Origin of the sequence: Marinobacter sp. EVN1, assembly GCF_000475375.1 — a bacterium.
Taxonomy (GTDB): Bacteria; Pseudomonadota; Gammaproteobacteria; order Pseudomonadales; family Oleiphilaceae; genus Marinobacter; species Marinobacter nauticus.
Window position 1 is genome coordinate 366,429 of record NZ_AXCB01000070.1, and the last position, 25,191, is coordinate 391,619.

The 25,191-nt window shown below is 57.4% G+C and carries 26 protein-coding genes; 8 read left to right on the forward strand and 18 right to left on the reverse strand.

The window, feature by feature from the left end; all coding sequences use genetic code 11:
- Positions 1 to 6 precede the first annotated feature (6 nt).
- The 3 genes from Q674_RS38910 to Q674_RS38920 are packed head-to-tail and all read right to left on the reverse strand — an operon-like array spanning position 7 to position 2,424.
- Positions 7 to 1,041: a polysaccharide deacetylase family protein gene (locus Q674_RS38910; RefSeq protein ID WP_014421192.1), complete on the reverse strand. Its 1,035-nt coding sequence runs from the start codon at positions 1,039 to 1,041 to the stop codon at positions 7 to 9.
- Positions 1,042 to 1,079: 38 nt separating this feature from the next.
- Entirely contained in the window at positions 1,080 to 1,748 is a 669-nt protein-coding gene (locus Q674_RS38915; RefSeq protein WP_227499484.1) for a DNA-J related domain-containing protein, read from the reverse strand.
- A gap of 19 nt (positions 1,749 to 1,767) precedes the next feature.
- Positions 1,768 to 2,424, reverse strand: a complete 657-nt coding sequence (locus Q674_RS38920; RefSeq protein ID WP_014421194.1) for a TetR/AcrR family transcriptional regulator — start codon at positions 2,422 to 2,424, stop codon at positions 1,768 to 1,770.
- 73 nt (positions 2,425 to 2,497) lie between these two features.
- Here Q674_RS38920 and ttcA point away from each other — a divergent pair, with 73 nt between their 5' ends.
- Positions 2,498 to 3,406, forward strand: coding sequence for a tRNA 2-thiocytidine(32) synthetase TtcA (gene ttcA, locus Q674_RS38925; RefSeq protein ID WP_011785273.1), 909 nt, complete (start codon positions 2,498 to 2,500; stop codon positions 3,404 to 3,406).
- 3 nt (positions 3,407 to 3,409) lie between these two features.
- Here the strand turns inward: ttcA and Q674_RS38930 are convergent, their stop codons facing one another.
- The 9 genes from Q674_RS38930 to ccoN all read right to left on the reverse strand — a co-directional run bounded on the left by Q674_RS38930 (position 3,410) and on the right by ccoN (position 12,090).
- Positions 3,410 to 4,099, reverse strand: a complete 690-nt coding sequence (locus tag Q674_RS38930) for a sulfite exporter TauE/SafE family protein (RefSeq protein ID WP_011785272.1) — start codon at positions 4,097 to 4,099, stop codon at positions 3,410 to 3,412.
- Between the two features lie 11 nt (positions 4,100 to 4,110).
- The gene (gene ccoS, locus Q674_RS38935) at positions 4,111 to 4,347 is read right to left on the reverse strand and encodes a cbb3-type cytochrome oxidase assembly protein CcoS (protein ID WP_023009979.1); all 237 of its coding nucleotides are present in this window, start codon (positions 4,345 to 4,347) and stop codon (positions 4,111 to 4,113) included.
- 36 nt (positions 4,348 to 4,383) lie between these two features.
- Positions 4,384 to 6,831, reverse strand: a complete 2,448-nt coding sequence (locus Q674_RS38940) for a heavy metal translocating P-type ATPase (RefSeq protein ID WP_023009980.1) — start codon at positions 6,829 to 6,831, stop codon at positions 4,384 to 4,386.
- Entirely contained in the window at positions 6,828 to 7,343 is a 516-nt protein-coding gene (locus tag Q674_RS38945) for a FixH family protein (protein WP_014421197.1), read from the reverse strand. The genes Q674_RS38940 and Q674_RS38945 overlap by 4 nt, the downstream gene beginning before the upstream one ends.
- Positions 7,344 to 7,394: 51 nt before the next feature.
- Complete coding sequence (ccoG, locus tag Q674_RS38950) at positions 7,395 to 8,828, reverse strand: cytochrome c oxidase accessory protein CcoG (RefSeq protein WP_023009981.1); 1,434 nt, start codon at positions 8,826 to 8,828, stop codon at positions 7,395 to 7,397.
- Between the two features lie 131 nt (positions 8,829 to 8,959).
- Complete coding sequence (gene ccoP / locus Q674_RS38955) at positions 8,960 to 9,850, reverse strand: cytochrome-c oxidase, cbb3-type subunit III (protein WP_023009982.1); 891 nt, start codon at positions 9,848 to 9,850, stop codon at positions 8,960 to 8,962.
- Complete coding sequence (locus Q674_RS38960; RefSeq protein ID WP_011785266.1) at positions 9,847 to 10,032, reverse strand: CcoQ/FixQ family Cbb3-type cytochrome c oxidase assembly chaperone; 186 nt, start codon at positions 10,030 to 10,032, stop codon at positions 9,847 to 9,849. The genes ccoP and Q674_RS38960 overlap by 4 nt, the downstream gene beginning before the upstream one ends.
- Before the next feature lie 4 nt (positions 10,033 to 10,036).
- Positions 10,037 to 10,645 (reverse strand): cytochrome-c oxidase, cbb3-type subunit II, encoded by a 609-nt coding sequence (gene ccoO, locus Q674_RS38965; protein WP_011785265.1) that lies wholly within the window; start codon positions 10,643 to 10,645, stop codon positions 10,037 to 10,039.
- 14 nt (positions 10,646 to 10,659) lie between these two features.
- A complete protein-coding gene (gene ccoN / locus Q674_RS38970) occupies positions 10,660 to 12,090 on the reverse strand; it encodes a cytochrome-c oxidase, cbb3-type subunit I (protein WP_023009983.1) in 1,431 nt (476 codons plus the stop codon).
- A gap of 234 nt (positions 12,091 to 12,324) precedes the next feature.
- Between ccoN and Q674_RS38975 the strand changes: the two genes are divergently transcribed.
- Complete coding sequence (locus Q674_RS38975; RefSeq protein WP_036199948.1) at positions 12,325 to 12,972, forward strand: alpha/beta family hydrolase; 648 nt, start codon at positions 12,325 to 12,327, stop codon at positions 12,970 to 12,972.
- Here Q674_RS38975 and Q674_RS38980 read toward each other — a convergent pair.
- Positions 12,945 to 14,834 (reverse strand): diguanylate cyclase, encoded by a 1,890-nt coding sequence (locus Q674_RS38980; protein WP_023009985.1) that lies wholly within the window; start codon positions 14,832 to 14,834, stop codon positions 12,945 to 12,947. The two genes, Q674_RS38975 and Q674_RS38980, sit on opposite strands and share 28 nt — an antisense overlap.
- Before the next feature lie 131 nt (positions 14,835 to 14,965).
- Between Q674_RS38980 and rlmM the strand changes: the two genes are divergently transcribed.
- Positions 14,966 to 16,042, forward strand: coding sequence for a 23S rRNA (cytidine(2498)-2'-O)-methyltransferase RlmM (gene rlmM, locus Q674_RS38985; protein ID WP_031210493.1), 1,077 nt, complete (start codon positions 14,966 to 14,968; stop codon positions 16,040 to 16,042).
- 9 nt (positions 16,043 to 16,051) lie between these two features.
- On the opposite strand, the gene Q674_RS38990 is transcribed toward rlmM, so the two are convergent.
- Positions 16,052 to 16,345 carry an antibiotic biosynthesis monooxygenase family protein gene (locus Q674_RS38990; protein WP_011785260.1) on the reverse strand — a complete coding sequence of 98 codons (294 nt, stop codon included), beginning with the start codon at positions 16,343 to 16,345 and terminating at the stop codon, positions 16,052 to 16,054.
- 84 nt (positions 16,346 to 16,429) lie between these two features.
- Here Q674_RS38990 and tusA point away from each other — a divergent pair, with 84 nt between their 5' ends.
- Complete coding sequence (gene tusA, locus Q674_RS38995) at positions 16,430 to 16,675, forward strand: sulfurtransferase TusA (RefSeq protein WP_023009987.1); 246 nt, start codon at positions 16,430 to 16,432, stop codon at positions 16,673 to 16,675.
- A gap of 1 nt (position 16,676) precedes the next feature.
- Here tusA and dsbD read toward each other — a convergent pair whose 3' ends face one another.
- A complete protein-coding gene (gene dsbD / locus Q674_RS39000) occupies positions 16,677 to 18,554 on the reverse strand; it encodes a protein-disulfide reductase DsbD (RefSeq protein WP_023009988.1) in 1,878 nt (625 codons plus the stop codon).
- Between the two features lie 146 nt (positions 18,555 to 18,700).
- Between dsbD and Q674_RS39005 the strand changes: the two genes are divergently transcribed.
- Genes Q674_RS39005 through pdxB form a run of 3 tightly spaced genes read left to right on the forward strand, consistent with a single transcriptional unit; the run spans position 18,701 to position 21,710 of the window.
- Entirely contained in the window at positions 18,701 to 19,264 is a 564-nt protein-coding gene (locus tag Q674_RS39005; protein ID WP_413540198.1) for an elongation factor P hydroxylase, read from the forward strand.
- Positions 19,261 to 20,532 (forward strand): DEAD/DEAH box helicase, encoded by a 1,272-nt coding sequence (locus tag Q674_RS39010; protein WP_014421207.1) that lies wholly within the window; start codon positions 19,261 to 19,263, stop codon positions 20,530 to 20,532. The genes Q674_RS39005 and Q674_RS39010 overlap by 4 nt, the downstream gene beginning before the upstream one ends.
- A gap of 23 nt (positions 20,533 to 20,555) precedes the next feature.
- Entirely contained in the window at positions 20,556 to 21,710 is a 1,155-nt protein-coding gene (gene pdxB, locus Q674_RS39015) for a 4-phosphoerythronate dehydrogenase PdxB (protein ID WP_023009990.1), read from the forward strand.
- Between the two features lie 62 nt (positions 21,711 to 21,772).
- Here pdxB and htpX read toward each other — a convergent pair whose 3' ends face one another.
- The 3 genes from htpX to Q674_RS39030 form a co-directional block, all read right to left on the reverse strand.
- Positions 21,773 to 22,654, reverse strand: a complete 882-nt coding sequence (gene htpX / locus Q674_RS39020; protein ID WP_023009991.1) for a protease HtpX — start codon at positions 22,652 to 22,654, stop codon at positions 21,773 to 21,775.
- 93 nt (positions 22,655 to 22,747) lie between these two features.
- Positions 22,748 to 23,221, reverse strand: coding sequence for a hypothetical protein (locus Q674_RS39025; RefSeq protein ID WP_011785253.1), 474 nt, complete (start codon positions 23,219 to 23,221; stop codon positions 22,748 to 22,750).
- 12 nt (positions 23,222 to 23,233) lie between these two features.
- On the reverse strand, positions 23,234 to 24,448 hold the full coding sequence (locus tag Q674_RS39030; protein WP_011785252.1) for a pyridoxal phosphate-dependent aminotransferase: 1,215 nt from the start codon (positions 24,446 to 24,448) through the stop codon (positions 23,234 to 23,236).
- A gap of 255 nt (positions 24,449 to 24,703) precedes the next feature.
- Between Q674_RS39030 and Q674_RS39035 the strand changes: the two genes are divergently transcribed.
- A complete protein-coding gene (locus Q674_RS39035) occupies positions 24,704 to 25,189 on the forward strand; it encodes a glutathione peroxidase (RefSeq protein WP_023009992.1) in 486 nt (161 codons plus the stop codon).
- Positions 25,190 to 25,191: the final 2 nt, after the last annotated feature.

Genomic DNA, 25,191 nt, shown 5'->3' on the forward strand with positions numbered 1-25,191 from the left:
CGACCATCAGTCTTCCGGTGCGTCCAGATTCAACCACTGCTGGGACAGCCAGTAGAAGCTGCCGTTACCCGCCGGATGGGTACAGTTGTATCGGAACCGACGGCTGTTGATGGCTTTGGGTGCCTGCACCTCTATGCTATCTCCCACCACTTCAAAATTGATTCGACCGAGTCCGGACGCGAAACAGGTAAGCCGGGAGGGGCTGATGGCATCGGTGGGCGTAAACCTCAAACGCGGCGGATTCTGCTCGAACACCCCGTCGGGCAGGTCTTTGGCCGGTACCGGAAAAGCCTTGCTCATCAGTTTGTCTTTCAGACTGCCCAATTGGCCGTAGGCATTGGCCATGGGGAAACGGGGCAGACGGGTTTTACCTGAGTATTGTCCGATAGCTCCCGATTGTTGCCCGTATCCAAGCCAGCCTCTCTCGCTGAGCTTCTGTTCCAGGGCTTGATCGAATTCGCCGTAGGGATAGGCGAACAGAGGTTCCTCCACGCCAAGACGGTTCTTCAGCTCTTGCTGAGCCTCGTCCAGGCTGCTGGTAATCCGGTTTTCCCATGCCTCTTCGGGTTCACCCCGTCTGCGTGCCAGGTGAGCGTGATCCGTACTGTGATTGGCGATGGTTGCCAGCTCGTTGTCTGCCATTGTGCGGAGTTGCTTCCAGGTCATGTAACCCTTGGCGCCCACTGCGTCAGTATTGACGAAGACAGTGTATGGAAGCCCGAGCCTGTCCAGTAACGGCGCAGCAAAGGTATGGACGGATTCATAGGCATCATCGAAAGTAATGGCCACTTCATTGGTGTCAGGGTGTTCGCCGGCCAGTGCCGCCCTGGTGCCGGCTTCCAGCGGCACCACGTCAAGGTCAAGATCCCGGATCATGTTCATTTGCGCCTCAAACAATGATCGGGACGTGCTGGTCGCCGGAGGTGTACTGTCATCCACGTGGTGATACTGCAGAACCACCAGGTCGGCCTGAGCCTGTGTTCCGGCCAGCAACAGGGCACTGATCAGGGGATACGCAATCAGTTTGTTTATTCGAAGCATGGTCTTGTTTCCTGACACACGGGATCTCGTAGGATGATTTAGGCGTAATGGGCTTTCAGAACCGAGAAGGCCTGATTCAGTTGTTGGATTTCTCCGGTATCACCGCCCCGGTCCGGGTGCGCACGCATCACGAGTTTTCGGAAGCGCTTCTTGACGGTAGCGAACTGCCCCGGTAATTCATCGAAACCCAGCGTCCTGGCCGCCTCGGCGGCTTCCGAGTGCTCGGGCCGGGACAGGGTGTTGCCGGCCCAGAAGTTGTCCATCATTTCCTGAATGGCGGCTTCGGAGAGAAAGTACTGTGACAGATCCAGATAGAACTCACGCAGGGCATCGGTAGAATCCGGCAGTGCCGTTGATTCGGTGCGCGTCACCATTTGCCCGATACTGAGCCGAAGCGGAGAGATATTCAGGCTCTCGCCCTCCAGGGCAATCTGATCGCGCAGACGGTAGAGTACGTGGAACAGCAGGAAGTGCACCGGGTACAGCCGATCGGGCTCGTGAAAGTCGACGGTGCCAATCAGGCTCCAGCGCTCGCCCTGCAAGGCCCGAATTAGCTCCAGCTCGGATAGCCCGGCCGGGCCTGCGGCCCGCAGCTCGTGCTCCACGGCAACCAACAGGTGCTGCACCTGTTGCTGTAGCCAGCTGCGCTCTTCACCACGGGCTTCGGGTGAGTCATCGAGTATCTGGTTATCTGCGGAGATGGTCATGGCCATCATGGTATGCCAGTCAGCCTTCGCTTGAAAGCCTGGTCAGGGCCGGGAAGCCGCCCAGAAACAGCTGGGTGGAAAACTCAGCCGCTGTTCTGGCTTCGTCCTGGGCGAGTTCCGGCTTCTGGTGAGCCCGCCTGGCCACCAGCATGCTGGTGTCGTAGGCCACGCCAAAAAACGCGGCGCAAAGATAGTCCGCATCGACTGCCGGCAGCAGCCCACGGGTCATGGCGTTGCGAACGTCTTCCTCAAGGGACAGCATGGTCAGGCCCAGAATATCTGAGCCGAACAGGTTTCTCAGGGCGCGCTGATTCTGATGGGCCAGTTCATACACCACCGGATCTTTCGCGGTGGCACTGTAGAGCGCCAGATAGGCACGGTAGACAAATTCCTGGGTTGAGGATGCAGATTGTCGCTGCTTGCTCATGTCGTTGTTGAGCGAGGTCAGGAAATCGCTGAGCAGGGCCGCGAAGATATCCTGTTTGCTGGAAAAGTAGTTGTAGAAGGTGCCGGCGGCGAGACCGGTTCTGCGGACAATGTCCCGAATGGTGGTGTTGTCGTAACCGTGTTCCTGAAAACAGTCTCTGGCCGCCCTAAGAATGGCGTGACGATTTCGGATACGGTTGAGCGCGCGCTTGCCCGTGGCTTGTGGTGAAGTCAATTTCAACATATCCATGTTGCTATCCTGTCCCTGATGGTTTGTGGCGCGTATAATTGCCCGCTCACTTACCTTGTGAGCGTGAAAACGAATGCCCGAAGCAATGACTGCCAGCCCTGAGAAGACACCGGCTTCTGATTACGAACGTCGCCAGAAACTGGAGCTTAACAAATTGCAGAAACGTCTGCGCCGTGAAGTTGGGCAGGCGATTGCTGATTTCTCGATGATTGAAGCCGGAGACAAGGTGATGTGCTGTCTGTCCGGCGGCAAAGACTCCTACGCCATGCTCGATATTCTGCTCAATCTGCAGAAGAGTGCGCCAGTGCGTTTCGAACTGATTGCCGTGAACCTGGACCAGAAACAACCGGGTTTCCCCGAGCATGTCCTGCCGGACTATCTTGAGTCGATGGGTATCGAGTATCACATCATCGAGAAAGACACCTACAGTATTGTTAAGGAAAAAGTGCCTGAAGGGAAGACCACTTGCGGACTGTGTTCACGCCTGAGGCGGGGCATTCTCTACAATTTCGCCGAGGAGCATGGTGTAACCAAGATTGCCCTGGGCCATCACCGGGATGATTTGCTGGAAACCCTGTTCCTCAACATGTTCTACGGCGGCAAACTCAAATCCATGCCACCGGTGCTCCACAGCGACGATGGCCGCAACACGGTTATTCGTCCTCTGGCCTATGCCAGGGAGAAGGATATTGCCCGCTACGCGTCACTCAGGGAGTTTCCGATCATTCCCTGCAATCTCTGCGGCTCCCAGGAAAACCTTCAGCGACAGGTCATCAAGGAAATGTTCCAGACCTGGGACAAACAGCATCCTGGCCGTCTGGAAACCATGTTCCGGGCCCTTTGCAATGTCGAGCCGTCGCACCTGGCCGATCCGGAATTATATGACTTCAGGGAAGGGCGGCGTCTTGGCGGCAAGCGTCAGGCCGTTCAAACCGCGGAGCCCCAGCAGGATTTTGGCCGGCTGGATGTACTGAATCTCTGATCGTCAGTGATTCAGCAAGGCCTGGAAAGGCAGCGTCCAGAGGCCAAACAGAATTAACAGCAGGCCACTGAGCTTGCGGAAGCTCTGGTTGCTTTTCAGGCCTCTTATCCAGTTGGCGGCGAAGCCCGTCGCCAACATCGACGGCAGGGTTCCCAGTCCGAAGAACATCATCGTGAGAGCGGCGCTGCTGACGGTTGGTTGGAGCGCCGCCCATCCCAGTGTGCTGTAAACAAGGCCGCAGGGCAGCCATCCCCACAAGGCACCGAGAGCAAGGGCCTGGCCGCCATTGTGAACCGGCAGGAACTTGCGGGTAAGCGGCGACAGGAAGCGCCATGCCGGCGCCCCGACCCGTTCGATGTAGCGAATACCCTGCCACCATTGCCCCATGGATAACCCCATCATGATCAGCAGCAATCCCGCCAGGGTCATCAGAGCCAATCCGGCACCATGCCACTGGCTGGCGGCACTGGTGCTGAGCAGGGCAATCAGGGTTGCGATCAGGGCGTAGCTGGCAATCCTGCCAAAATTGAATGCCAGCAAGAGCAGGGTCTGCCGAAAGCGGAAGCCCCGGCCTACCGGCAATGCCATGGACAGCGAGGCGCTGATGCCGCCACACATGCCCAGACAATGGGTACTGCCGAGCAGTCCTATCAGGAAGGCACTGGGGTAGCTCAGATAGAGTTCAGGCTGCATCCGCTATCCTGTCAGCCCTTGTCGGTATCGGTATCGGTTTGCTCCGCTTCGTCTTTCTGGCCGTCAGGTTTCGACTCGTTACGGCGGGCTTCCTTGGGAATCATATCCTTGTCATCGTCGTAGAGAATGCGATGAGCGGGGCCGTCCATGTCATCGTACTGCCCGTTCTTGACGGCCCAGGAAAACAGAAGGACGCCCAGCGCCACCAGGATGAGCATAAGCGGAACCAGTATCATGACAATCTGCACGATAACCTCCTGTTCATAAGTGTATGGCCCAAGGTATCAGGCTGCTTTCGGTGCGCCAAGGGTGGCCTCCGGATGCGCTGTGCTCTTGTTGGACCGGCTGAGTCGTAAGGCGTTCAGCACAACGATCAGTGAGCTCAGGGACATGCCGATGGCAGCAAGCCAGGGGGGCACCAGGCCGGCTGCGGCCAGGGGCAGGGCGCAGACATTGTAGCCGAACGCCCAGATCATATTCTGGCGGATGATTTTCCGGGTTTGCTTGCTGGTTTCAATCGCGGCGACCAGGGAATTCAACTGGCCGTTAAGTAGCACCGCGTCGGCTTTCAGTTGAGTCAGGTCTGCCGCTGTACCCATAGCCACTGAAATACCGGCTCCGGCCATGGAGGGCAGGTCATTCAGTCCGTCACCCACCATCATCACCCGGTGCCCGTCCGCGCGAAGCTGTTCCAGTACTTCCAGTTTCTGCTCCGGTGAGGCTTCACCAATGGCTCGGTCAATGCCCAGTGCATGAGCCACCTGCTGCACGTGGCCGGAGCGATCCCCACTAAGCAGCAAGGTATCGATTCCGGATTTCCGTAACGCTTGCAAGGCTTGTGACGCGTCTTCCCGTATCTTGTCATCCAGCCGGAAGCGTGCCAGCCATTCCTTGTCTGTCGCGAGCCAGATTTCCATGCCTTGGGCGTCTTCACCTTCTGGCGCAATTGCTGACGTGTGCTCGGCGACAAAGGCTTTGTGCCCGATGTAGACCGCCCGGCCATGGTAAAGCCCGGACAAGCCACCGCCCAGGTGGTTACTCACCTGGCTGACGGTTAGCGAAGGCTGCTCGTGGAATACCCTGGCAATCGGATGTTCTGAATGCTTCTCCAGCCCTGCGGCGATCCGGATGCAGGTGTCCTGATCCAGACTGCCGAACACCGATTGATCGGTCAGGCTGAGTTCTCCCCGGGTCAGAGTCCCGGTTTTATCAAACACCACGGTATCGATGGTGTTCATGGATTCCAGGGTGTGACCGCGAGTAGGCAGGAAACCAAGCCTTCTCAGGCGCACCGTGGCAGATGTGATCGCCGTTGGCGTAGCCAGCGAGAGGGCGCAGGGGCAGGTAACCACCAGTACGGAAAGCGTGATATCGAAGGCGTTGTCGGCGCCGGCCAGCCACCAGCCTGCCCAGACCACTGGTGCCAGTATCAGCACACGGCCGACGAACTTGCCCGCAATGCGATCGGCCATTCGGGCCACCGGCGGCTTTTCGGACTGTACGCGATCCAGAACTCGCAAGATGCCGGACAGCCGGGTCTGGGCCCCGGCATGGGTGACGCGGATGTCGAGCGGATTTTCCCCATTTACGCTGCCGGCATGAACGGTGTCGCCCGGCTTGCGGGTTTCTGGAAGGTATTCACCGGTGAGAGCGGCTTCGTTCAGGGTAGACTCCCCCGAGACGATTTCGCCATCCACAGGTAGCGTTTCCCCTGGTCGAACCCGGATCACATCACCCGGTTGTACCTGGTGAATGGCGATGATCTCTGCCTCACCGTTCAGGACCCGCGCCGCGACAGAAGGCTGGAAGCCCGCAAGGGCATTACCGCTCAGCCCGGCGCGATAGCGAGCCTGAACTTCAATGTATCTGCCCAGCAGCAGGAAGAAGGTGAACATACATACGGATTCAAAATACACTTCCTCGCCGCCGATCAACGTGATCCAGGCGCTTGCACCATAGGCAAGCCCGATGGCGATGGCCACCGGTACGTCCATGGTCAGATGGCGGGAGAGCAGGTCCCGGCGGGCATTGGTAAAGAATGGGCGTGCACTGTAGAACACCACCGGCGTGGCAACCAGCAGGCTGAACCAGCGGAAAAAATCCACAAAATCTGTGGAAAGATCACTGACCAGCTCAAAGTACAGGGGAAAGGCCAGCATCATGCTCTGGAAGGAACCGATCCCGGCCACCGCCAGACGAATGAGCATCGAGCGGTGCTCTGCCTTGAGCGCCTGTTCGGCTTCGTCTGCCTGATAGGGGCGGGCGGTGTAGCCAAGTTCGTGGATGGCAATCAGAAGGTCGCTGAGACGTGCCTTGTCCGATGCCCAGACCAGGCGAGCCCGCTGTGTGGTGTGGTTTACGGTAAAGCTCTGCACGCCTGGCTGCTGCTTCATGTGATTCTCAAGCAGCCAGATGCAGGCGGCGCAGGTAATACCGCCGATCAGCAGCTGTGCCTCCTGGCCAGCCTTGACTGGTGCCACAAAGGCTTGCTGGACCAGGGGGTGATCCAGTTCCCGGATACGATCGAGTTCTGACCGGGTCAGCTCTCTTGGCGTAACGGCGGGTTCGGTGCGAAACTCATAGAAACCGGTCAGACCCTCCTGGTGGATGGTCTGACACACAGCCTTGCAACCCTGGCAACAAAAATGCCTTTGCTGTCCCTGCAGTTCCAGGGTGATCGGGGGTTCGCCATCCGCTGGTTCTCCGCAATGGAAGCAGTTCAGGGTGGTCACCCTTGGGCGTCGCCTTCTGCGTTAATGCGTATAGGGGTGGAGGAAGGAAGCCTTACCTCACCCTTTACCCGCCAGTCGTTGTCTGGCCCCTGAAGGTCGTAGTACCAGCGACCACTGACATCCTCAAGGAGCTGGCCCCGGTATTGACCAGGAGCAACCTGGGTAAACTGGATGGTTTTATCCTGACCAGACAATGTCGGGTGATACAGGTTGAACACCAGATACGGGTAATCGGCGGCACCATTCACGGTGCTCAGATCCAGTGTTGCAGAACGACCATTCAGGCTCAGCGTACCCGCCATCTTCAGATCGGCCGCCTTTTCATCACGGGCAATGGACATATTGATGCCACGGCCCTGTTTGGAGTAGTCGTCGGTTACCAGCGAGTTGTCCATGCTGGACGATACTGTCAGGGCAGTGATTCCCCACATGATCGACGCCAGCGGAAAAATGGTCAGGAACCAGAACCACGGCTGGCGATACCAGGGGGCAGGTGTTGCGTTATCAGTCATTACGGTCTTGTCTCGGTTTATGGCTTCAGAGCCGGTTGTCGGGCCCTCTTGTTAGCGGGGCCTTGGACCAACAAACCGGCTTTCAGTTTCAAGTTTAATCAAGGAATCCGGTTGGGACTCGGCGTAGAAACGAATGTCGTTATTGGTATCCACCAGCGCTTCCGGTGGCACATCAACAACCGTGGGCAAGGAGAGGTTCTCGCCACTACTCACCGTTACCATGGTGTCTGTCAGAATACGCATGTCTTCAAGGCCGTCCACAGACAGGCTGAAGGTTTGCGGTACTTCTGACATGTTCTGGATCTTGACGGTATACGAGTTTTCCACCCGCCCTTCGCCGTTAAAACTGAACAGGGCGCCGCGATCCCGCAGTACATCCATCTTGGCCGGAACCCGGGTGGCAATGGTAAAGATCACCGCGCTGATCATCAGTATGAGCACGGCGCCGTAGCCAAAGGTACGCGGCCGTAGCAGTTTGGAAGTTTTACCCTCCAGTTCGTTCTCGGTGGTGTAGCGAATCAGCCCCTTGGGATAGTTCATTTTCTCCATAACTTCATCGCAGGCGTCGATACACAGGGCGCAGCCGATACACTCGTACTGGAGGCCGTCACGGATATCGATGCCGGTGGGGCAGACCTGAACACACTGGCCGCAATCAATACAGTCACCCAGGCCAACTTCGGCGGGTTCGACGCCTTTCTTGCGGCTGCCGCGTGGCTCGCCCCTGTTGGGGTCGTAGGAAACAACCCGGGTGTTGGGGTCAAACATCACGGATTGGAATCGGGCGTACGGGCACATATACAGGCACACCTGCTCCCGCATCCAGCCGGCGTTCAGATAGGTGGCGACGGTAAAGAAGGCTACCCAGAAATAGGCCCAGCCGTTGGCCTGTAAAGTGAAGAGGTCAACGATCAGTTCGCGGATAGGGTAGAAATAGCCAACGAAGGTGACGCCAGTCGCCAGCGCAACAAACAGCCAGAGCGCGTGCTTGATCGATTTTTTGGCAAGTTTCTCCCTGGAGTTCGGAGATTTATCCAGTTTCATCCGCTTGTTGCGGCTGCCCTCAACCTTTTCCTCGATCCACATGAAAATAAAGGTCCAGACAGTCTGGGGGCAGGTATAGCCACACCAGACCCGACCGAACAGAGTGGTGATGAAAAAGAGTCCAAATGCTGAAATGATCAGCATGCCCGAAAGCAGGAAGAAATCTTTCGGGAAGAAGGTCACGCCGTACAGGTGAAATTCTCGGGCGGGCAAGTCGAAGTGGATCAGGGGCTGCCCGTCCAGGGTAAGCCAAACGAAGAGAAAGTACATGCCCATCAGAAGGGTCAAGCTGACATTCCGGATTCGCTGGAAAAAGCCTTTGACTTCCTTGACGTAGATTTTCTGTCGACTGGCGTACAGGTCGACGGTTTCTGGCTTTTTCTTGTTATTGGAGGAATCGCCGTTCGGGTCAACCTGTTTGACCGGAATCTCGTTGCTCATGGGTACCTCCCGGTGAGTGGTAAAGCTGGGAGCGGGCCTCGGAGGGTCAGCTGATCTTCTCAAGCCTGTACCCGCGGGCGCAGATACAGGGTTGAGAAGACCGGGCCAGGGCGAGCCTGGCCGGGTCGGATTCAGTTAGACAGGCTGTAAACGTACGCTGCCAGGATCTGAATCTGGTCGTCGGACAGACGACCGCCTTGTGCAGGCATCTGGTTCTGGCGACCGTTCATCACGGTCTCCTTGATCCACTCATAGGTGGAACCGTAGAGCCAGACATTGTCGGTCAGGTTGGGCGCACCCATGGCTTCCATACCTTTGCCTTCCGGACCGTGGCAGGCAACGCAGGCCTGTGCGAACACCTGGGCGCCAGCTTTGGCCGCCTCGGCATCTTCTTCGCGTCCACTGAAGCTCAGCACGTAGTTAACCACCTGATCGACTTGCTCATTGGTCATATTCGGCATGACGCCCTTTGCAGGCATATTGCCGTTACGACCCTGGGCAATGCTGTGCAGGATCTGGTCTGGTTGACCACCCCACAGCCAGTCGTCGTCGGTCAGGTTGGGGAAGCCCACCTGGCCGCGAGCGGCGGTGCCGTGACAGACCGAACAGTTGTTGGCAAACAGGCGCTGGCCGATCTTCATGGCGTCGTCGTTCTGCGCCAGTTCAGGAATGGCGGTGTCGCCGAACTGGGCATAGATTTCGCCGTATTTCTCTTCGGCAGCTGCCACTTCCGCTTCCCACTGGTTGGTGGATGTCCATCCCAGCAGACCCTTGAAGTTACCCAGGCCCGGGTACAGAGCCAGGTAGCCAAGGGAGAAGATGCAGGTTGCCAAGAACAGGTAGAACCACCATTTCGGCAGAGGGTTGTCATACTCCTCAATGCCATCGAAGGAATGGCCCATTGTCCGGTCGGTTTCAGTATCGGTTGTCTGGCTCTTGCGGGTGGCCCAGAGGAGCCACCAGCAGCCGAAAACGGTACCGAGCACGATCACACTGACCCAGATGCTCCAGAAGGTACTCATTGTTTCTTCTCCGTTTTTTCCTGTTCGAGAGTACGCTTTTCGACTTCGTCGTCATCGAAGGGGAGGTGTGCTGCCTCGTCGTTGGCCTTCTTGCGGTGGGCGCTGTACGCCCACCAGACGATTCCGAAGAACGCTGCCATTACCAGCAGCGTGTGAATGCCGCGTAACTCATTAATATCCATGGGATCACCGCTTCTCTGAAATCACAGTACCCAACTGCTGCAGGTATGCGACCAGCGCTTCGATTTCAAATTTGCCTTCGATCTCATTCGCTGCGTTGGCAATCTGTTCGTCGCTGTATGGCACGCCGAGCGTTTGCAGCGTCTTCATCCGGGACTCAATGGAACCGTGATCAACACGATTCTCGAACAGCCACGGGAAGGCAGGCATGTTGGATTCGGGTACCACGCTGCGCGGATCGTACAGGTGCTGGCGCTGCCAGGCATCCGAGTAACGACCACCTACACGAGCCAGGTCCGGCCCGGTACGCTTGGAACCCCACAGGAACGGACGGTCATAAACGAACTCGCCCGCAACGGAGTAGTGACCATAACGCTCAGTCTCAGCCCGGAACGGACGGATCTGCTGGGTATGGCACACGTGGCAGCCTTCACGGATGTAAATGTCCCGGCCTTCCAGTTCCAGAGCGGACAGAGGCTCCAGGCCTTCGACCGGCTCGTTCACCTCTTTGTGGAAGAACAGGGGCACCACTTCCGCAAGGAAACCGCCACTGATGGTCAGCACGATCAGCACGATCATCAGACCAAGGTTCTTTTCGACTATTTCGTGTCTCATCTGGTCTCTCTCCCTTACGCCGCCTGAACCGCAGCATTATCTTCTGCAACGGCGTCTTTCTGGCGTACGGTCATGTACACGTTGTAGGCCATGATCAGCATGCCGGTCAGGAAGATCGCGCCACCGATGAAGCGTACAAAGTAGCCCGGGTAGGAGGCTTCAAGCGCTTCCACGAAGCTGTAGGTCAGGGTGCCGTCTTCGTTCACTGCACGCCACATCAGACCTTGCATGATGCCATTCACCCACATGGCGGCGATGTAAAGCACGGTGCCTACGGTAGCCAGCCAGAAGTGAGTGTTGATCAGGGCAGTGCTGTACATGGCCTGGATGCCCCACAGTTTCGGGATCAGGTGGTAAACCGCACCGATACTGATCATGGCAACCCAGCCCAGGGCGCCGGAGTGCACGTGGCCGATGGTCCAGTCAGTGTTGTGGGACAGAGCGTTGACGGTCTTGATAGACATCATCGGGCCTTCGAAGGTAGACATACCGTAGAAGGACAGAGAAACCACCAGGAAGCGCAGGATAGGGTCAGTGCGCAGTTTGTGCCAGGCGCCGGACAGGGTCATCATGCCGTTGATCATACCGCCCCAGGACGGCGCCAGCAGAATCAGGGACATTACCATGCCTGCGGTCTGTGCCCAGTCAGGCAGAGCGGAGTAATGCAGGTGGTGACCACCGGCCCAGACGTATGTGGCGATCAGTGCCCAGAAGTGCACGATAGACAGGCGATAGGAGTAAACCGGACGGTTGGCCTGCTTGGGAACGAAGTAGTACATCATGCCCAGGAAGCCGGCAGTCAGGAAGAAGCCCACCGCGTTGTGACCGTACCACCACTGCATCATCGCATCGGTAACACCCGCATAGGCGGAGTACGACTTGAAGGCGGTGGCCGGCAGCGCCATGTTATTACCGATATGCAGTACAGCAACGGTAATGATGAACGCACCGTAGAACCAGTTGGCAACGTAGATGTGCGGAGTGCTACGCTTCATCACGGTTCCGAAGAACACCAGGGCGTAGCTGACCCAGACAACCGCAATCGCGATGTCAATCGGCCATTCCAGCTCGGCGTATTCCTTGGACGTTGTCAGGCCCATCGGCAGGGTGATGGCAGCAGCCACGATGATCGCTTGCCAGCCCCAGAAGGTGAACGCCGCCAATCCGTCAGACATCAGGCGAGCCTGGCAGGTTCGCTGAACGACGTAGTAGGACGTTGCAAAAAGGGCACTTCCGCCAAAGCCGAAGATTACGGCGTTGGTATGCAGCGGCCGCAAGCGACCGAAGTGAGTAAAGGGCAGGTCGAGGTTGAGGGATGGCCAAACCAGCTGTGCTGCAATCAGCACACCCAGAGCCATACCTACAATACCCCATACCACTGTCATGATGGCGAATTGTCTCACCACCTTATAGTTGTATGTCAGGTTTGCATTTACTGTGCTCATAGCCTTACCAATGGGTTCAGGATGGGGAATTATGCGGGGGCAAGTATGGAGAAACGATTATTCCTTTGCAATGATCAAGATCAAGTTATGACATCCGTCAAATCCGCCGGAATCAGTAGGCTGGCCAGTAAGTTGCAAGTCTATTCAATATGTTTTTATTGACGCTTTAATGGCTTGCCAGATCCATTCTGTCATCGGGTTTGATCCGCAACAGGAGCGAGAGAGAGAAAATTGGTGAAAAGAATTAAGACCAAAGGCTACGGAAAAGATGCCAAAGCCGTAATGATACTGGCCCACGGCGCAGGCGCGCCCATGGACTCATTGTTCATGGAGTTGTTAGCTGAGGCTCTCGCAGGGCAAGGCATCGAAAGTGTGCGGTTCGAGTTTCCCTATATGGTGAAGCGTCGGGAGGATGGCAGAAAACGACCGCCCGATCGGCAGCCGGCTTTGCTGGCGGCATTTGAAGATCAGGTATCCCTGGCCAGAGAGGAGCTCGGAACTCAGGTACCACTACTGGTGGGGGGGAAATCAATGGGAGGGCGGATGGCCACGCTTCTGGCTGCCGGGAAGTGCAGGGATATTAATGGCGTTGCCTGTTATGGCTATCCGTTTCACCCGCCGGGGAAGCTGGATCGTTGGCGGACTGACCATCTGGATAAGGTCGCGGTTCCTCTACTGGTGGTGCAGGGTACCCGGGACCCATTCGGCAAACCGGATGAGCTGAAGGCACAGGGGCAGATCCCGGGCCTCACCCGGCTGTGCTGGCTGGACGGCGGAAATCACGATTTTCAGCCTCTGGCGCGGCAGCCAGAGCAACAGTCCGACCTGATTGCGCAGGCTGCTCTTCTGACGCGTCAGTTTGCCGAAGATGCCGTACTGTGATCAGGCGTTGAAACACGATTGGCGAGTACGATCTGATCCCGCCCTGCGCCTTTGGCCTGATAGAGTGCTTCATCGGCTTTCCGGAACAGGTCGGTCGGCTCCTGTCCCGTGGCCAGTTCGGCAATCCCGGCGCTGAGTGTCAGATGGAACGTCTCATTGCCCGGAGCGATAAGCGGGGTTTTCCGCATGGCTTTGAGTATGCCGAGACAGAGCGTGCGTGCACCGTCCAGGTCAGTGCCCGGGAGCAGCAGGGCAAATTCCTCACCGCCAAACCGGATGGCCACATCCCTGGGGCGTTTGACATGCTCATCCAGAATACCCGCGATCTGTTTCAGGCACTTATCGCCAAAGTCATGGCCCCAGGTATCGTTAATTCGCTTGAAGTGATCGGCATCAATCAGGGCCAGGGATAATGGATTTCCGGTTCGACGGGCCTCCCTGCAGAGCTCAGGTAAAAGGTTATCCATGTGACGCCGGTTGTACAGGCCGGTGAGCGCATCATTGAGGCTTATAGAGGCCAGTTTCCGGTTTGCCTGCTCCAGTTCCCGCATGGTGTTGCGGAGCTGGGCCGTGCGCTCATGAACCTTTAGTTCCAGTTCCGTCCGGGCCTGGTGTTCGACATCCAGCAATTTCTGGTTAAGCAGGCGCCAGCGTTGCACCAGGGCATAGTTCAGCAGGATCACCTGGCCGCCGACGATCGCCTGCATCATCACTTCCCGGGCCGGGTAATCGCCCAGATAGCCAAACGCGGCCATGGCATAGATCAGTGCGCCGATAACCATCACCATCCAGGCTGCCAGGTACCAGAAGGCGGGTTTGTAGCCCTGTCGCCAGCGGACGTAGGCGATGACCTGCAGAGCCACAATTACCACAAGCGCCAACGCGGTGTTGATCAGAATGGATTTTGTATAGGGAATGATGAGTGTCACTGTCACAGCGCCCGCGGCGATTGTGGCCAGTGATTTCAGCGCTTTGGCCGAAAGAGTTCCCGGGCCGACCTCCAGAAAGGAACTGCCAAAAAGGGCCATTGCCAGTGCACAGACCGCGAGCGTCAGTGGAATGGAGAGATTTGCCAGCGCCGTACTGTTGGGCCAGAAGTACTGGTTGGCAAAGCCGCCCATGGCGAACAGGAACATACCCAGAGAGGCAATGTAGAAGGCGTTGTAAAAGTAGTAACGGGTGCCGGAACTGAAGAACAGCAGAAGGTTGAATGCCGCCAGTACCAGCATCGCGCCATAAAACAGGCCGTGCACGAGAGTGAGATGATTGCTTTCGGCAACAACCTCACCCGGTGTCATCAGGCCCAGGGGCACATTCAGTGCGCCACTGCTATGCACCCGGATGAGGATGGCGCGGCTTTCCCCGGCATTCAGTGTGACGGGGAGCAGGTAATAACGGTAATCTATGCCTCTTGTGGAAAACGGGAACAAGTCGCCGGTCGCCAGTGGCGGTCGGACGTCTTCAGGGCTGTAGCCGCTTTGGTAGCGGCTTTTTTGCCAGAACGTCACCTCATCCAGCAGTGGGTAATGAAGCTTCAGGTACCAGAGACCGGATTCTGTGCTGCTGTTGCGGACATTGAGCTGAATCCAGTACACGGAATCCGTGTGACTGAATACCAGATCATGGCCCCGGGCTGATTTCCAGGCCAGTTCAGCCGGCAGGTCCTCCGGTGCGGTTGCTGAATGGGCGGGTTCACCCGGGCGGGCCGAGTAGAAACAGATGTGGTGGTTGATCGCACTTCGGGCGTCCGGGCTGGCGGCATCAAGGGCTGGACACGGTTCCATAGCTGCAAGCTGGCCGCTGAACAGTAGGCCAGCCGTGGCCAGAAAACAGGCCGTAAGCAGGTTCCAGAGTCGGAGCATCTTCCACCAGGCGGTACGTTGGGAGGCGGAAAGTGTAGCCAGCGTGAACAAGTGCTGCCGTTAAACACGTTCAAGTTTTATCGCTGTCAGTGCGTCAGAATCCTGACAGTGGTCACCAACAAGGTTATGGAATGCAACAGATAATGCTGATGTGTCGCCCGGGGTTTGAAACCGAGGCGGGCCAGGAGTTGATGGATTCGGCGGCCGCTTGTGGCCTGTTCGGTTACTTTCAGCCGATCAGGAACGCAGGGCTCGTGCGGTTTACCCTTGGCGGGCCCGAATCCGCCTTTGAATTGATGCAGAGAATACCGCTGGGCGAGCTGGTCTTTGTGCGGGACTGGTTTCTGGTGATTGGCGATTGCCCGCTGCCGGCCAGGGACCGGGTTGGAGCCGTTATCGAGTTCCTCCGGGGCGCCGATTGGCAGGGCAGCCTGGCATCACGACTGGAAACCCGGCTTACGGAAACCAATGAAGACCGCGATCTGGGCAACTTTGCCCGAAAATGGGTGGCACCCCTGTCCCGCGGACTCAGGGAGGCGGGCTTGCTGGCGCAGGACTCGGACAGTGCCAAAGGTGACCGTCTGGAGTTGCTGTTGCTGGATTTTGAAACGGCCGTTGTCGGGTTAAGCCTGGCCGATAATCGATCCCCTTTTCCGCAGGGCATACCCCGTTTGCGTTTGCCTGCCTCCGCGCCCAGCCGGTCTGCGCTCAAACTCGAAGAGGCGTGGAAAGTCTTCATTCCTGAAGATCGTTATCTGGACTACCTGGGTGGGGGGCGGAAAGCGGTGGATCTGGGCGCCGCTCCCGGCGGATGGACCTGGCAACTGGTACAGCAGGGCATGATGGTGACGGCGGTCGATAATGGCCCCATGAATCCAGAGTTGATGGCCACGGGGCATGTTGAGCATGTCCGGGCTGATGGCTACGCCTGGCGCCCGAAGCGGGCCGTGGACTGGATGGTCTGCGATATCGTCGACAAGCCCCGAAAAACTGCGCGCCTGGCGCTGGACTGGGTAGGCGGCAAGCTGTGTCGCTACACCGTGTTCAATCTCAAGCTACCCATGAAGAAACGTTATGAGGAGTGGCTGATCTGCCGGGACATACTGCTGCAGGGGCTGGCGGAGGCCGAGCTCAATTGCCGGCTCCGGGCCCGGCACCTCTACCATGACCGGGAAGAAATAACCTGCTTCATCGAGCGCCTGGACTGATCGTCGGGCTCACGGCATATCGCTGTGCTGGAGCACGGTAATGGCTTCATCCCGGTCCATCATGGGGGTGAGTTCCGCCATTAATTCCCGGCGTTCAGGAGAGCGGTACCAGCGATCCCAGTCTGCCTCTGAGCGCCAGTTTGCCAGTGTCATGCGATGGTTGGGGTCGCGGCAGTCGACCAGGGTCTCACCGGAGATAAAGCCCGGGGCACTGACGGCCTGCTGTAACACTTTTCTGGCCCGGTCTTCGTAGGCCGACTCCAGAGTTTCGGCAATATGGCGTTCAATAAGTACCCGAATCATGACAATCTCCCTTTATTTTCGCTGCTATAAACAATAATTTAGCACTGGATTCAGAAAAATCACGTTACTTGCAGGAGGTCACGCTTGTCCGATCATGATTATCACGCAGAACTGGACGCACGGGGACTGTTCTGTCCCGAGCCGGTCATGATGCTGCACAATCGCATCCTCGATGTTGAGGTTGGGCAGGTGCTGCGGGTGGTGGCCACCGATCCTTCAACCACTCGGGATATCCCGAGGTTCTGCCAGTTCCTCGGGCACGAACTTCTCAGTCAGCAGGAAGCGGGCGGCGAATTCCTGTTTCTGATCCGCCGCTGTCAGGACGCCTGACTCAGAGTTTCTGACCAATGTTGGCCACGTGCTCCAGAAACTGATCCCGATCCATCTCGCCCAGTACGCGGGCGTTGCTGAGCTCTGACCCGCTCGCCTGATAGAACAGTATTGCCGGGGGGCCAAACAGGCCGAGTTCATCCAGCAGGGCCTGCTGGGCGGGCGTGTTGTCCGTCATGTCGATCTGCAGCAGGGTGTAGGGTGACAGTGCCTGGATGACCTGGGGATCGCTGAACACATTGCGTTCCATGACTTTGCAGGAAATACACCAGTCCGCATAGAAGTCCAGCATGACGGGCTGCCCCCGGTCACTGGCATTGGCCAGCAATGTGCGGATCTGGTTCGGATCTTCAACACGCTGGAAGCTGGCATGTGATAGCTCGCCCGCCACTGGTCCCGGCGCCGCGGAGGCCACAAAGGGCGCCAGCGGCTTGAGCGGGTCGTTGGCGCCGCTGACGGCACCGGCCAGCAAGGCCAGGCCATAGGCAAACATAACCAGCCCCAGCCCCTTACGGGTGCGCTGCCAGCCAGCCTTGGCGGCATCGAATGCGCCCAGCTGCACGCCAGTAATAGCAATCAGCAGCCCCCACATGGTCAGGCTGAACCAGACCGGTACCAGGCGCTCAACCAGCCAGATAGCCACGGCCAGCAGCATGACACCGTAGAAGTGCTTCACCGTGGTCATCCAGTGCCCTGAGCTTGGCAGCAGTTTCCGGCCGCCAACGGCAACCAGAATCAGGGGAACTCCCATGCCCAGGCCCAGTGCCAGCAGCGCCACACCGCCGATCACGGCATCCTGAGTGGTGGAAATGTACAGCAAGCTGCCGGCCAGTGGCGCAGACACGCAGGGCGAGACAATAAGTGCTGAAAGGGCACCAATGCCGAAGATGCTGGCTACACGGCTACCAGTCAGGCGATGGCTGGCATCGTTGAGGGGTTCCCGAATAAAACGTGGTAACTGGATTTCGAACAGGTCGAACATCGACAGCGCAAAGATCACGAACAGGCCAGCGAAAACACTCAGCACCCAGGGCGACTGCAGCTGCGCCTGGAGATTGAAGCTGGCGCCCAGCAGGCCGGTAATGACACCCGCCGCGGCGTAGGTCAATGCCATGCCCAGCACATAGCTGCCCGACAGCAATAATGCGTGGCTGGTGGTTCTTGTATTACGCCCGGAGACCATGGAGGAGATGATGGGTACCATGGGCAGAACGCAGGGCGTAAAGGTCAGCCCCAGACCGAGCAAAAAGAATACGCCGGCGATCATCCAGATCGACTGGCTGGACAGAAAGCCGGCGAGGCCGGTTGCGGTGGAGGTATCTGCGGGCGCCGCATTACCGGTATCGGAGGTCACGCTGTTGGCTGCGGTCTCGGCAGCGTCGCCACCAGGGTAATAGAAGATGTCCCGGGTCTGCGGGGGATAACAAAGCCCGGCCTCTGCACAGCCCTGGTACGTCACCTGAAGCTCCGCTTCCCGGACACCGTCGGGCAGGGTGATGGGTACCCTGGCCTGGACCGGATCAAAAAAAACGGTGATCTCACCAAAGAATTCGTCTTCAGTCAGCGTGCCCGGCAAAGAAAAGCCGGGTTCGCCAACCTGTACACCATCAGTTACGGCATTGATCTGTATGCGGCTTTTATAGAGGTAATGGCCGGGGGTGATATTCCAGGCCAGCACCACAGCCCCGTTATCAGTGGTGTAATCAAAGGACAGTGCTTCATCTACCGGCAGAAATTCGCTGTTACCAAACAGGCTGCCATTGCCGGACCCCAGAGCCTTGGCTCCGGGAGACGCCAGCGACAGACCCACTGCCAACACAAGCAGGAGATGGTAGGACAGATTTCGCAAAGAAGCACTGAAGGCCTGGACTGCTGACATGGATACGGTCATTTCCTGATTCTGGTATGCATGAAGTCGGTTCGAAGCCAGTGGACACCATGCTGTGGCGAAAGTTCCCACTGGTATTGGCCGCGTTAAAGTCGCACAATAGCCAACCGATGAATCACAATCCAGACGATCTTATCATGCTGTTCAATGACCTGTTCCGGGAATCATACCGGACGATTCTGGTCAGGGGCAGCGACGAACCGGAATATCTCCCTGTGAGCGAGCCCGAGGGCCTTGCCAGGGTAGTCTTTGCCCATGGTTTTTTTGCCAGTGCCCTGCACGAGATTGCCCACTGGTGCATTGCCGGTGAGCATCGGCGCACAATGTACGATTACGGATACTGGTACTGTCCGGATGGACGAACACCTGAACAGCAGCAAGCGTTTGAGCAGGTGGAGGTGAAACCTCAGGCCATAGAGTGTCTGTTTTCCCTGGCGGCCGGCTTCCGCTTTCACATCAGTGTCGACAACCTCGCCGGCGGAGGCGCTGCCGATGGAGATGCATTCCGCCTGAATGTGCTCAACCAGGCGAGCGATTACCTTGCCTGTGGATTACCCCGCCGTGCACAGCAGTTCTACGATTCGCTCTTGCAGTTTTACAGCACTGGTGCCCGGATAGATGAAACCTGGGCTCGAGTGAAGACCCGTCTGTTAACTGCAGAGCAGGAATACGATCAATCAAGGATACCTGAACCCCTATGACATCAGAACCAAAGCATACCGGCGATTTACGCTTCAGCGACCTCAATCTGGACAAGCGACTGCTGGATGCCATTTCCAAAATTGGCTTCGAGTACTGCACGCCCATTCAGGCAGAAACGCTGCCCTGGACCCTGGCCTGTGAAGACCTCATTGGCCAGGCTCAGACGGGCACCGGCAAGACTGCAGCCTTTCTGATTACCGCGATTCAGTCTTTGCTGGAAACTCCGATCGACGAGAAAGAGCGTTTTGCCTCCGAGCCCCGTGTTCTGGCGCTGGCGCCCACCCGCGAACTGGCCATGCAGATTGCCAAGGACGCCGAACAGCTGTGTCATTACACTGGCCACAATGTGGTTACTGTGGTTGGCGGGATGAACTACGACAAGCAGCGGGAGCAGTTGCAGAACGAAATTGTCGACATCCTGGTGGCTACCCCGGGCCGATTGATCGATTTCCTGGGCTCACAGGATGTTTTTCTGGATCAGCTCGACATCCTGATTCTGGATGAGGCGGACCGGATGCTCGATATGGGCTTTATCCCGGACGTCAAGCGCATCATCCGCAAGTGTACCCCCAAGGATGAGCGCCAGACCCTGCTGTTCAGTGCCACCTTCAACCAGGATGTCCTCAACCTGGCATCCATGTGGACCCGCAATGCCGAGTTTGTCGAAATCGAGCCGGAACAGAAGACTGCAGAACGAGTTGAACAGACCGTTTTCCTGGTGTCCGATAACGAAAAGCTGCCGGTACTGGTGAATTACCTGAAGCGGCCGGAAGTAGAGAAAGCGATTGTTTTTGCCAACCGTCGTGACCAGTGCCGTGATCTTGAAGAGGATCTTAAAAACCAGGGTGTGAAAGTGGCGTTGATGTCTGGCGAGATTGCCCAGAACAAGCGGCTGAAAACGCTTGACCAGTTCAAGAAGGGACAGATTCAGGTGCTGGTTGCTACCGATGTGGCGGGCCGTGGCATCCACGTAAACGGCGTGACCCATGTATTCAACTACAATTTGCCAGACAATGCCGAAGATTACGTTCACCGCATTGGTCGTACTGGCCGTGCCGGTAAAACCGGAGTATCGGTGAGCTTCGCTGGTGAAGAGGACGCGTTTGCCCTGCCGGAGATTGAAAAATACATCAGCCAGAAGCTGAAGACGGCGGTGCCTGATGAGAATCTGACAGCCGCCATGGATAACCCGCCGATTACCCGCAAGCGGGGTGGCCGCCGGCCGCAGGGCAACAGCGGTCGCGGGCCCAGACCACGTCGTCATTGAGAGTCACTGGTGAGACCACTGTTATGCTGATCGTTGCGGACGAGAATATACCCTTACTGGATTCCTTTTTTGGCGACATCGGAGAGATTCGCCGGGTAAATGGCCGGACGCTGGCTCCGGACCAGGTAAGGGATGCCGATATACTTCTGGTCCGTTCGGTAACCCGGGTAGACCGGCAGTTGCTGGATGGTGCCCGGGTGCGGTTCGTTGGTACGGCCACGATTGGAACGGACCACATAGACCAGACCTGGCTCCAGGAACAAGGCATCGGTTTCGCCGCTGCGCCAGGCTGCAATGCCGTCAGTGTGGCAGAGTATGTGCTCTCGGTATTGTCGCTGTACGCAGAAAAGCGGGGTATTGAAGACTGGTCATCCCTGACGGTAGGGATTGTCGGGGTGGGTAATGTCGGTGGTGAGTTGGCCCGAATGCTGGAGCGGCTGGATTTCACGGTAAAGCTCTGTGATCCGCCCAGGCAGGAAGCTGAAGAAGAGCACGCAGAGGAGTTTGTGCCGCTGGCCGAGGCTCTGGAGTGTGACGTTGTAACCTTGCACACGCCGTTGACGCGAATTGGAGACCATCCCACCAACCGGATGATCGCGGGCAGCGAGCTCGCGGCGCTTGGGCAGGATCAGTTGTTGATCAACGCCGGCCGGGGCGAGGTGATAGACGGAGAGGCATTGCTTGCCCGGCTTCAGCAGGCGGACTCGCCCACGGTGGTGCTGGATGTCTGGGAGCATGAGCCCAGAATCAATCCGGATCTGCTAGACCGGGTGTGGCTGGCGACGCCACACATTGCCGGCTACAGCCTGGAAGGCAAGATGCAGGGCACGGAGATGATCTACCAGGCCCTGTGCCGTTACCTGGGGCTGCCTGTGCGCAAGAAAGCCGGACAGTTTCTGCCGGAGCCGGCCCTCAGTAAAGTGTCCTTTACCAGCAGTGCTGATGAGGATGAGGCCGTTCAGGTTGCTTTGCGCGCCTGTTACGATCCCCGCCGGGACGATGCCCGCCTGAGGCTGACCATGCGCGGTAATCCTGAAGAGCGGGCGCAGGCCTTTGACAGGTTACGCAGGGACTACCCGGTGCGCAGGGAATGCTCGAGTCTGAAAGTGCAGTTGAAGGGTAGCAGCAAGTCGATTCAGGACAGCTTCAGGGCCATCGGGTTCAAACTGAAGATCTGACACCCTGGATGTCTTACTCGTCAAAAGAGAAGGGCGCCTGTGTGGCGCCCTTTTTCATGTGATTACAGTTTGGCGTTCTGTAGCGCTGCAATTCGGTCCTCCAGCGGCGGGTGGGTCATGAACATTGCTGCCAGACCTTCGCGGGCGCCCCGGTTGATACCGAATGCCTGCAGAGTGTCCGGCATCTGATCCGGAACCTCACTTTCCTTTTTCAGGTGCGCCAGGGCGCTGATCATGGCGCCTCGCCCTGCCAGTTGGGCACCGGCAATGTCGGCACGGTATTCCCGACGACGGGAGAACCAGAACACGATGGTGCTGGCCAGGATGCCGAGCACGATTTCTGCCACGATGCTCACGACAAAAAAGCCGATACCATGGCCGTTCTCATTCTTGAAGATGACCCGGTCCACGAACGAGCCGATCACCCGCGATGCGAAGATAACAAAGGTGTTTACCACGCCCTGGATCAGCGTCAGAGTCACCATGTCGCCATTGGCCACATGGCCAATCTCATGGCCCAGTACAGCCCGGATCTGGTCCTTGTCGAAGCGGCTTAACAGCCCCTCGCTGACCGCCACCAGAGAGTCGTTTTTATTCCATCCGGTGGCAAAGGCATTGGATTGCTGAGCAGGGAAGATCGCTACTTCGGGCATGCCGATGCCGGCTTTCTTTGCCAGTTCCGCGACGGTTTCAACCAGCCAGCGCTCCGCCGGCGTGCGAGGCGAGTCAATCACCCGGGCTTTGGTGCTCCACTTCGCCATGGGCTTGGAGAGAAACAGCGAGATAAACGCACCAGCGAAGCCGAACACCGCCGCAAACGCCAGTAGCGAGCCGTAGTCGATGCCTTGTTGTGCCAGATAACTATCGACCCCCAGCAGTCGCAGGGTAAAACTGGCAACCAGAATAACGGCCAGGTTAGTGGCCAGAAACAACAGAATACGCATGGTTTTTTCCTGTATCAGCTTACCGGGAAACGTATCGCCTTTCTGACCGATATATGTGGATCCGGTTCAGCGGTTCAAGAACCTTAACGCCATTTAATGAACGGGTTGCAGGCCTGAATCGTTGAAGAAGGTTGATTGCACCGCCAGACTGATGCGGCTCGAACTGCCGCTTTTCAGGGCGGAGCGCAGCAAATGAATATAGGTGGACAAGTCTTTCTGAACAGAAGGCGGCAATTCGGGCTCGTTTGAAACCGCCGACAGTTCCCTCAGAAGCGCCTGAGGGGCCGGGGCGCTGAGCCGAACAAATGCCTCCCGGGTCAGCACCGCCTGATCCAGAGCTTCCTGGCGAATGGTATCCACGTAACGGAGCAAGCCTTCTTCGGACAGCCAGAGCAGGGCACCGAAACAGGCCATATGGCGCTTGCTGTGCAGGCCGAATTCGTCGGGCTCGTCTGGCCCGGCGATATCCTCCACGAACAGGTTTACCCGCCGGGGAAACGACATGTAGAGCTGAACCAGAGCAATTGCAACGTCCTTGTAGAATTCCTCGACATGAATGTCTGCCATACTGACTCCGGTTTACTGGCGATAGTGTTCAAGGAAATTGCCCAGACGGCCCATGGCATCCGACAGCGTGTCCGCTCTGGGCAGGAAAACAACCCGGAGATGCTGCTTGTCATCAATGTTGAAGGCCGAGCCCTGAACCAGAAGAATTTTCTCCTGAAGCAGCAGATCCAGAACCAGCTTCTCGTCATTCACCACCGGGAAGTGCTTGGGGTCCAGCCTTGGGAACAGGTACAGCGCCCCTTTGGGCTTGACGCAGCTCACCCCGGGAATGTCGTTCAGCATGCGCCAGGCGGTCTCGCGCTGCTCGTACAGACGCCCGCCCGGTGCCACCAGATCGTTGATGGACTGATAGCCGCCCAGAGAGGTCTGGATTGCCAGTTGGGCCGGTACGTTGGCGCAAAGGCGCATGTTCGACAGCATGTCGATGCCTTCGATCAGATCCCGGGCCTTGTGTTTGGCTCCGCTGATGATCATCCAACCAGAACGGTAACCGGCCGCCCGGTAGTTCTTGGACAGACCGTTGTAGGTGAAAAACAGCACATCGTCCGCCATCGAGGCAATGGATGTGTGCTGGGTACCATCGTAGAGAATCTTGTCGTAGATCTCGTCCGACAGGATGATCAGATTGTGTTCCCTGGCCAGTTCCAGAACCTGCTGTAGCAGTTCCTCTGAATACACGGCACCGGTCGGGTTATTCGGGTTGATCAGCACAATAGCCCGGGTCCGACGGGTAATCTTTTTGCGAATATCATCAATGTCCGGGAACCAGTCCTGTTGTTCGTCGCAGCGGTAATGCACCGGCTTGCCGCTGGACAGCGTGACGGCGGCGGTCCAGAGCGGGTAGTCCGGGGCCGGAATGAGTACTTCGTCGCCGGTGTTCAGCAATGCCTGCATGGACATTACAATCAGTTCGCTGACGCCATTGCCCAGGTAAATGTCATCAATATCGACTTTGGCGATGCCCCGCTGCTGGCAATAGTGCATCACGGCCTTTCGGGCCGAAAACAGGCCTTTGGATTCCACGTAGCCCTGGGCCTGGTGCATGTTGTAGATGACGTCTTGCTGGATTTCTTCCGGCACGTCGAGCTCGAAGGCTGCCGGATTGCCGATATTCAGCTTCAGAACGCGGTGCCCTTCTTCTTCGAGCCTGCGGGCCTCACGCAGAACCACGCCACGGATTTCATAACAGACATTGTCGAGCTTGGCGGATTTGAAAAAGTTCTGCATGGGAGCCTGGGTCCTTCGCTAAGGTTCTGAACGAAAGCCTTATTCTAGCGGAGGGACGCCTCGGGGTAACAGGGGCAATTGTGTGGAATTGTGGCCAAATCAGGATAGTTTACGGACCGTCTTTGAAGTGATGTGTCATCAGGCTGACCCGAACTGACAATTTGCGGTGTTGTTGTGGGAAATTATATTGTGCACAATGTAAATCGGTCGTTCATACAAATCGGCCGGAGCCGGCCAATACAGGAGAGATATTTCATGGCGAGCGAAACCATTTACAGCTTCAGTGCCAAAGATATCAAAGGGCAGGAAGTTTCAATGGACGATTATCGGGGCAAGGTTCTGCTTATCGTAAATACGGCCTCAAAATGTGGTTTTACGCCCCAATTTGAGGGGCTGCAGTCGCTCCATGACGAATTGGGGGAGCGTGGGTTTGAGGTGCTGGGTTTCCCCTGTAACCAGTTCATGAATCAGGATCCTGGTAACGACGATGCCATCAGCCAGTTCTGTTCCCTGAACTACGGTGTCAGTTTCCCCATGTTCGCCAAGATTGAGGTGAACGGTGACGGCACGCATCCGCTGTTTCGGTTCCTGAAACGTGAGGCCAAAGGCCTGATGGGTTCTGAGAAAGTGAAGTGGAATTTCACCAAGTTTCTGGTCAACCGGGAAGGTCAGGTTGTGCGGCGCTATGCGCCAACGGCGAAGCCGGCCGACATCCGCGCCGATATCGAGAAATTGCTCTGACC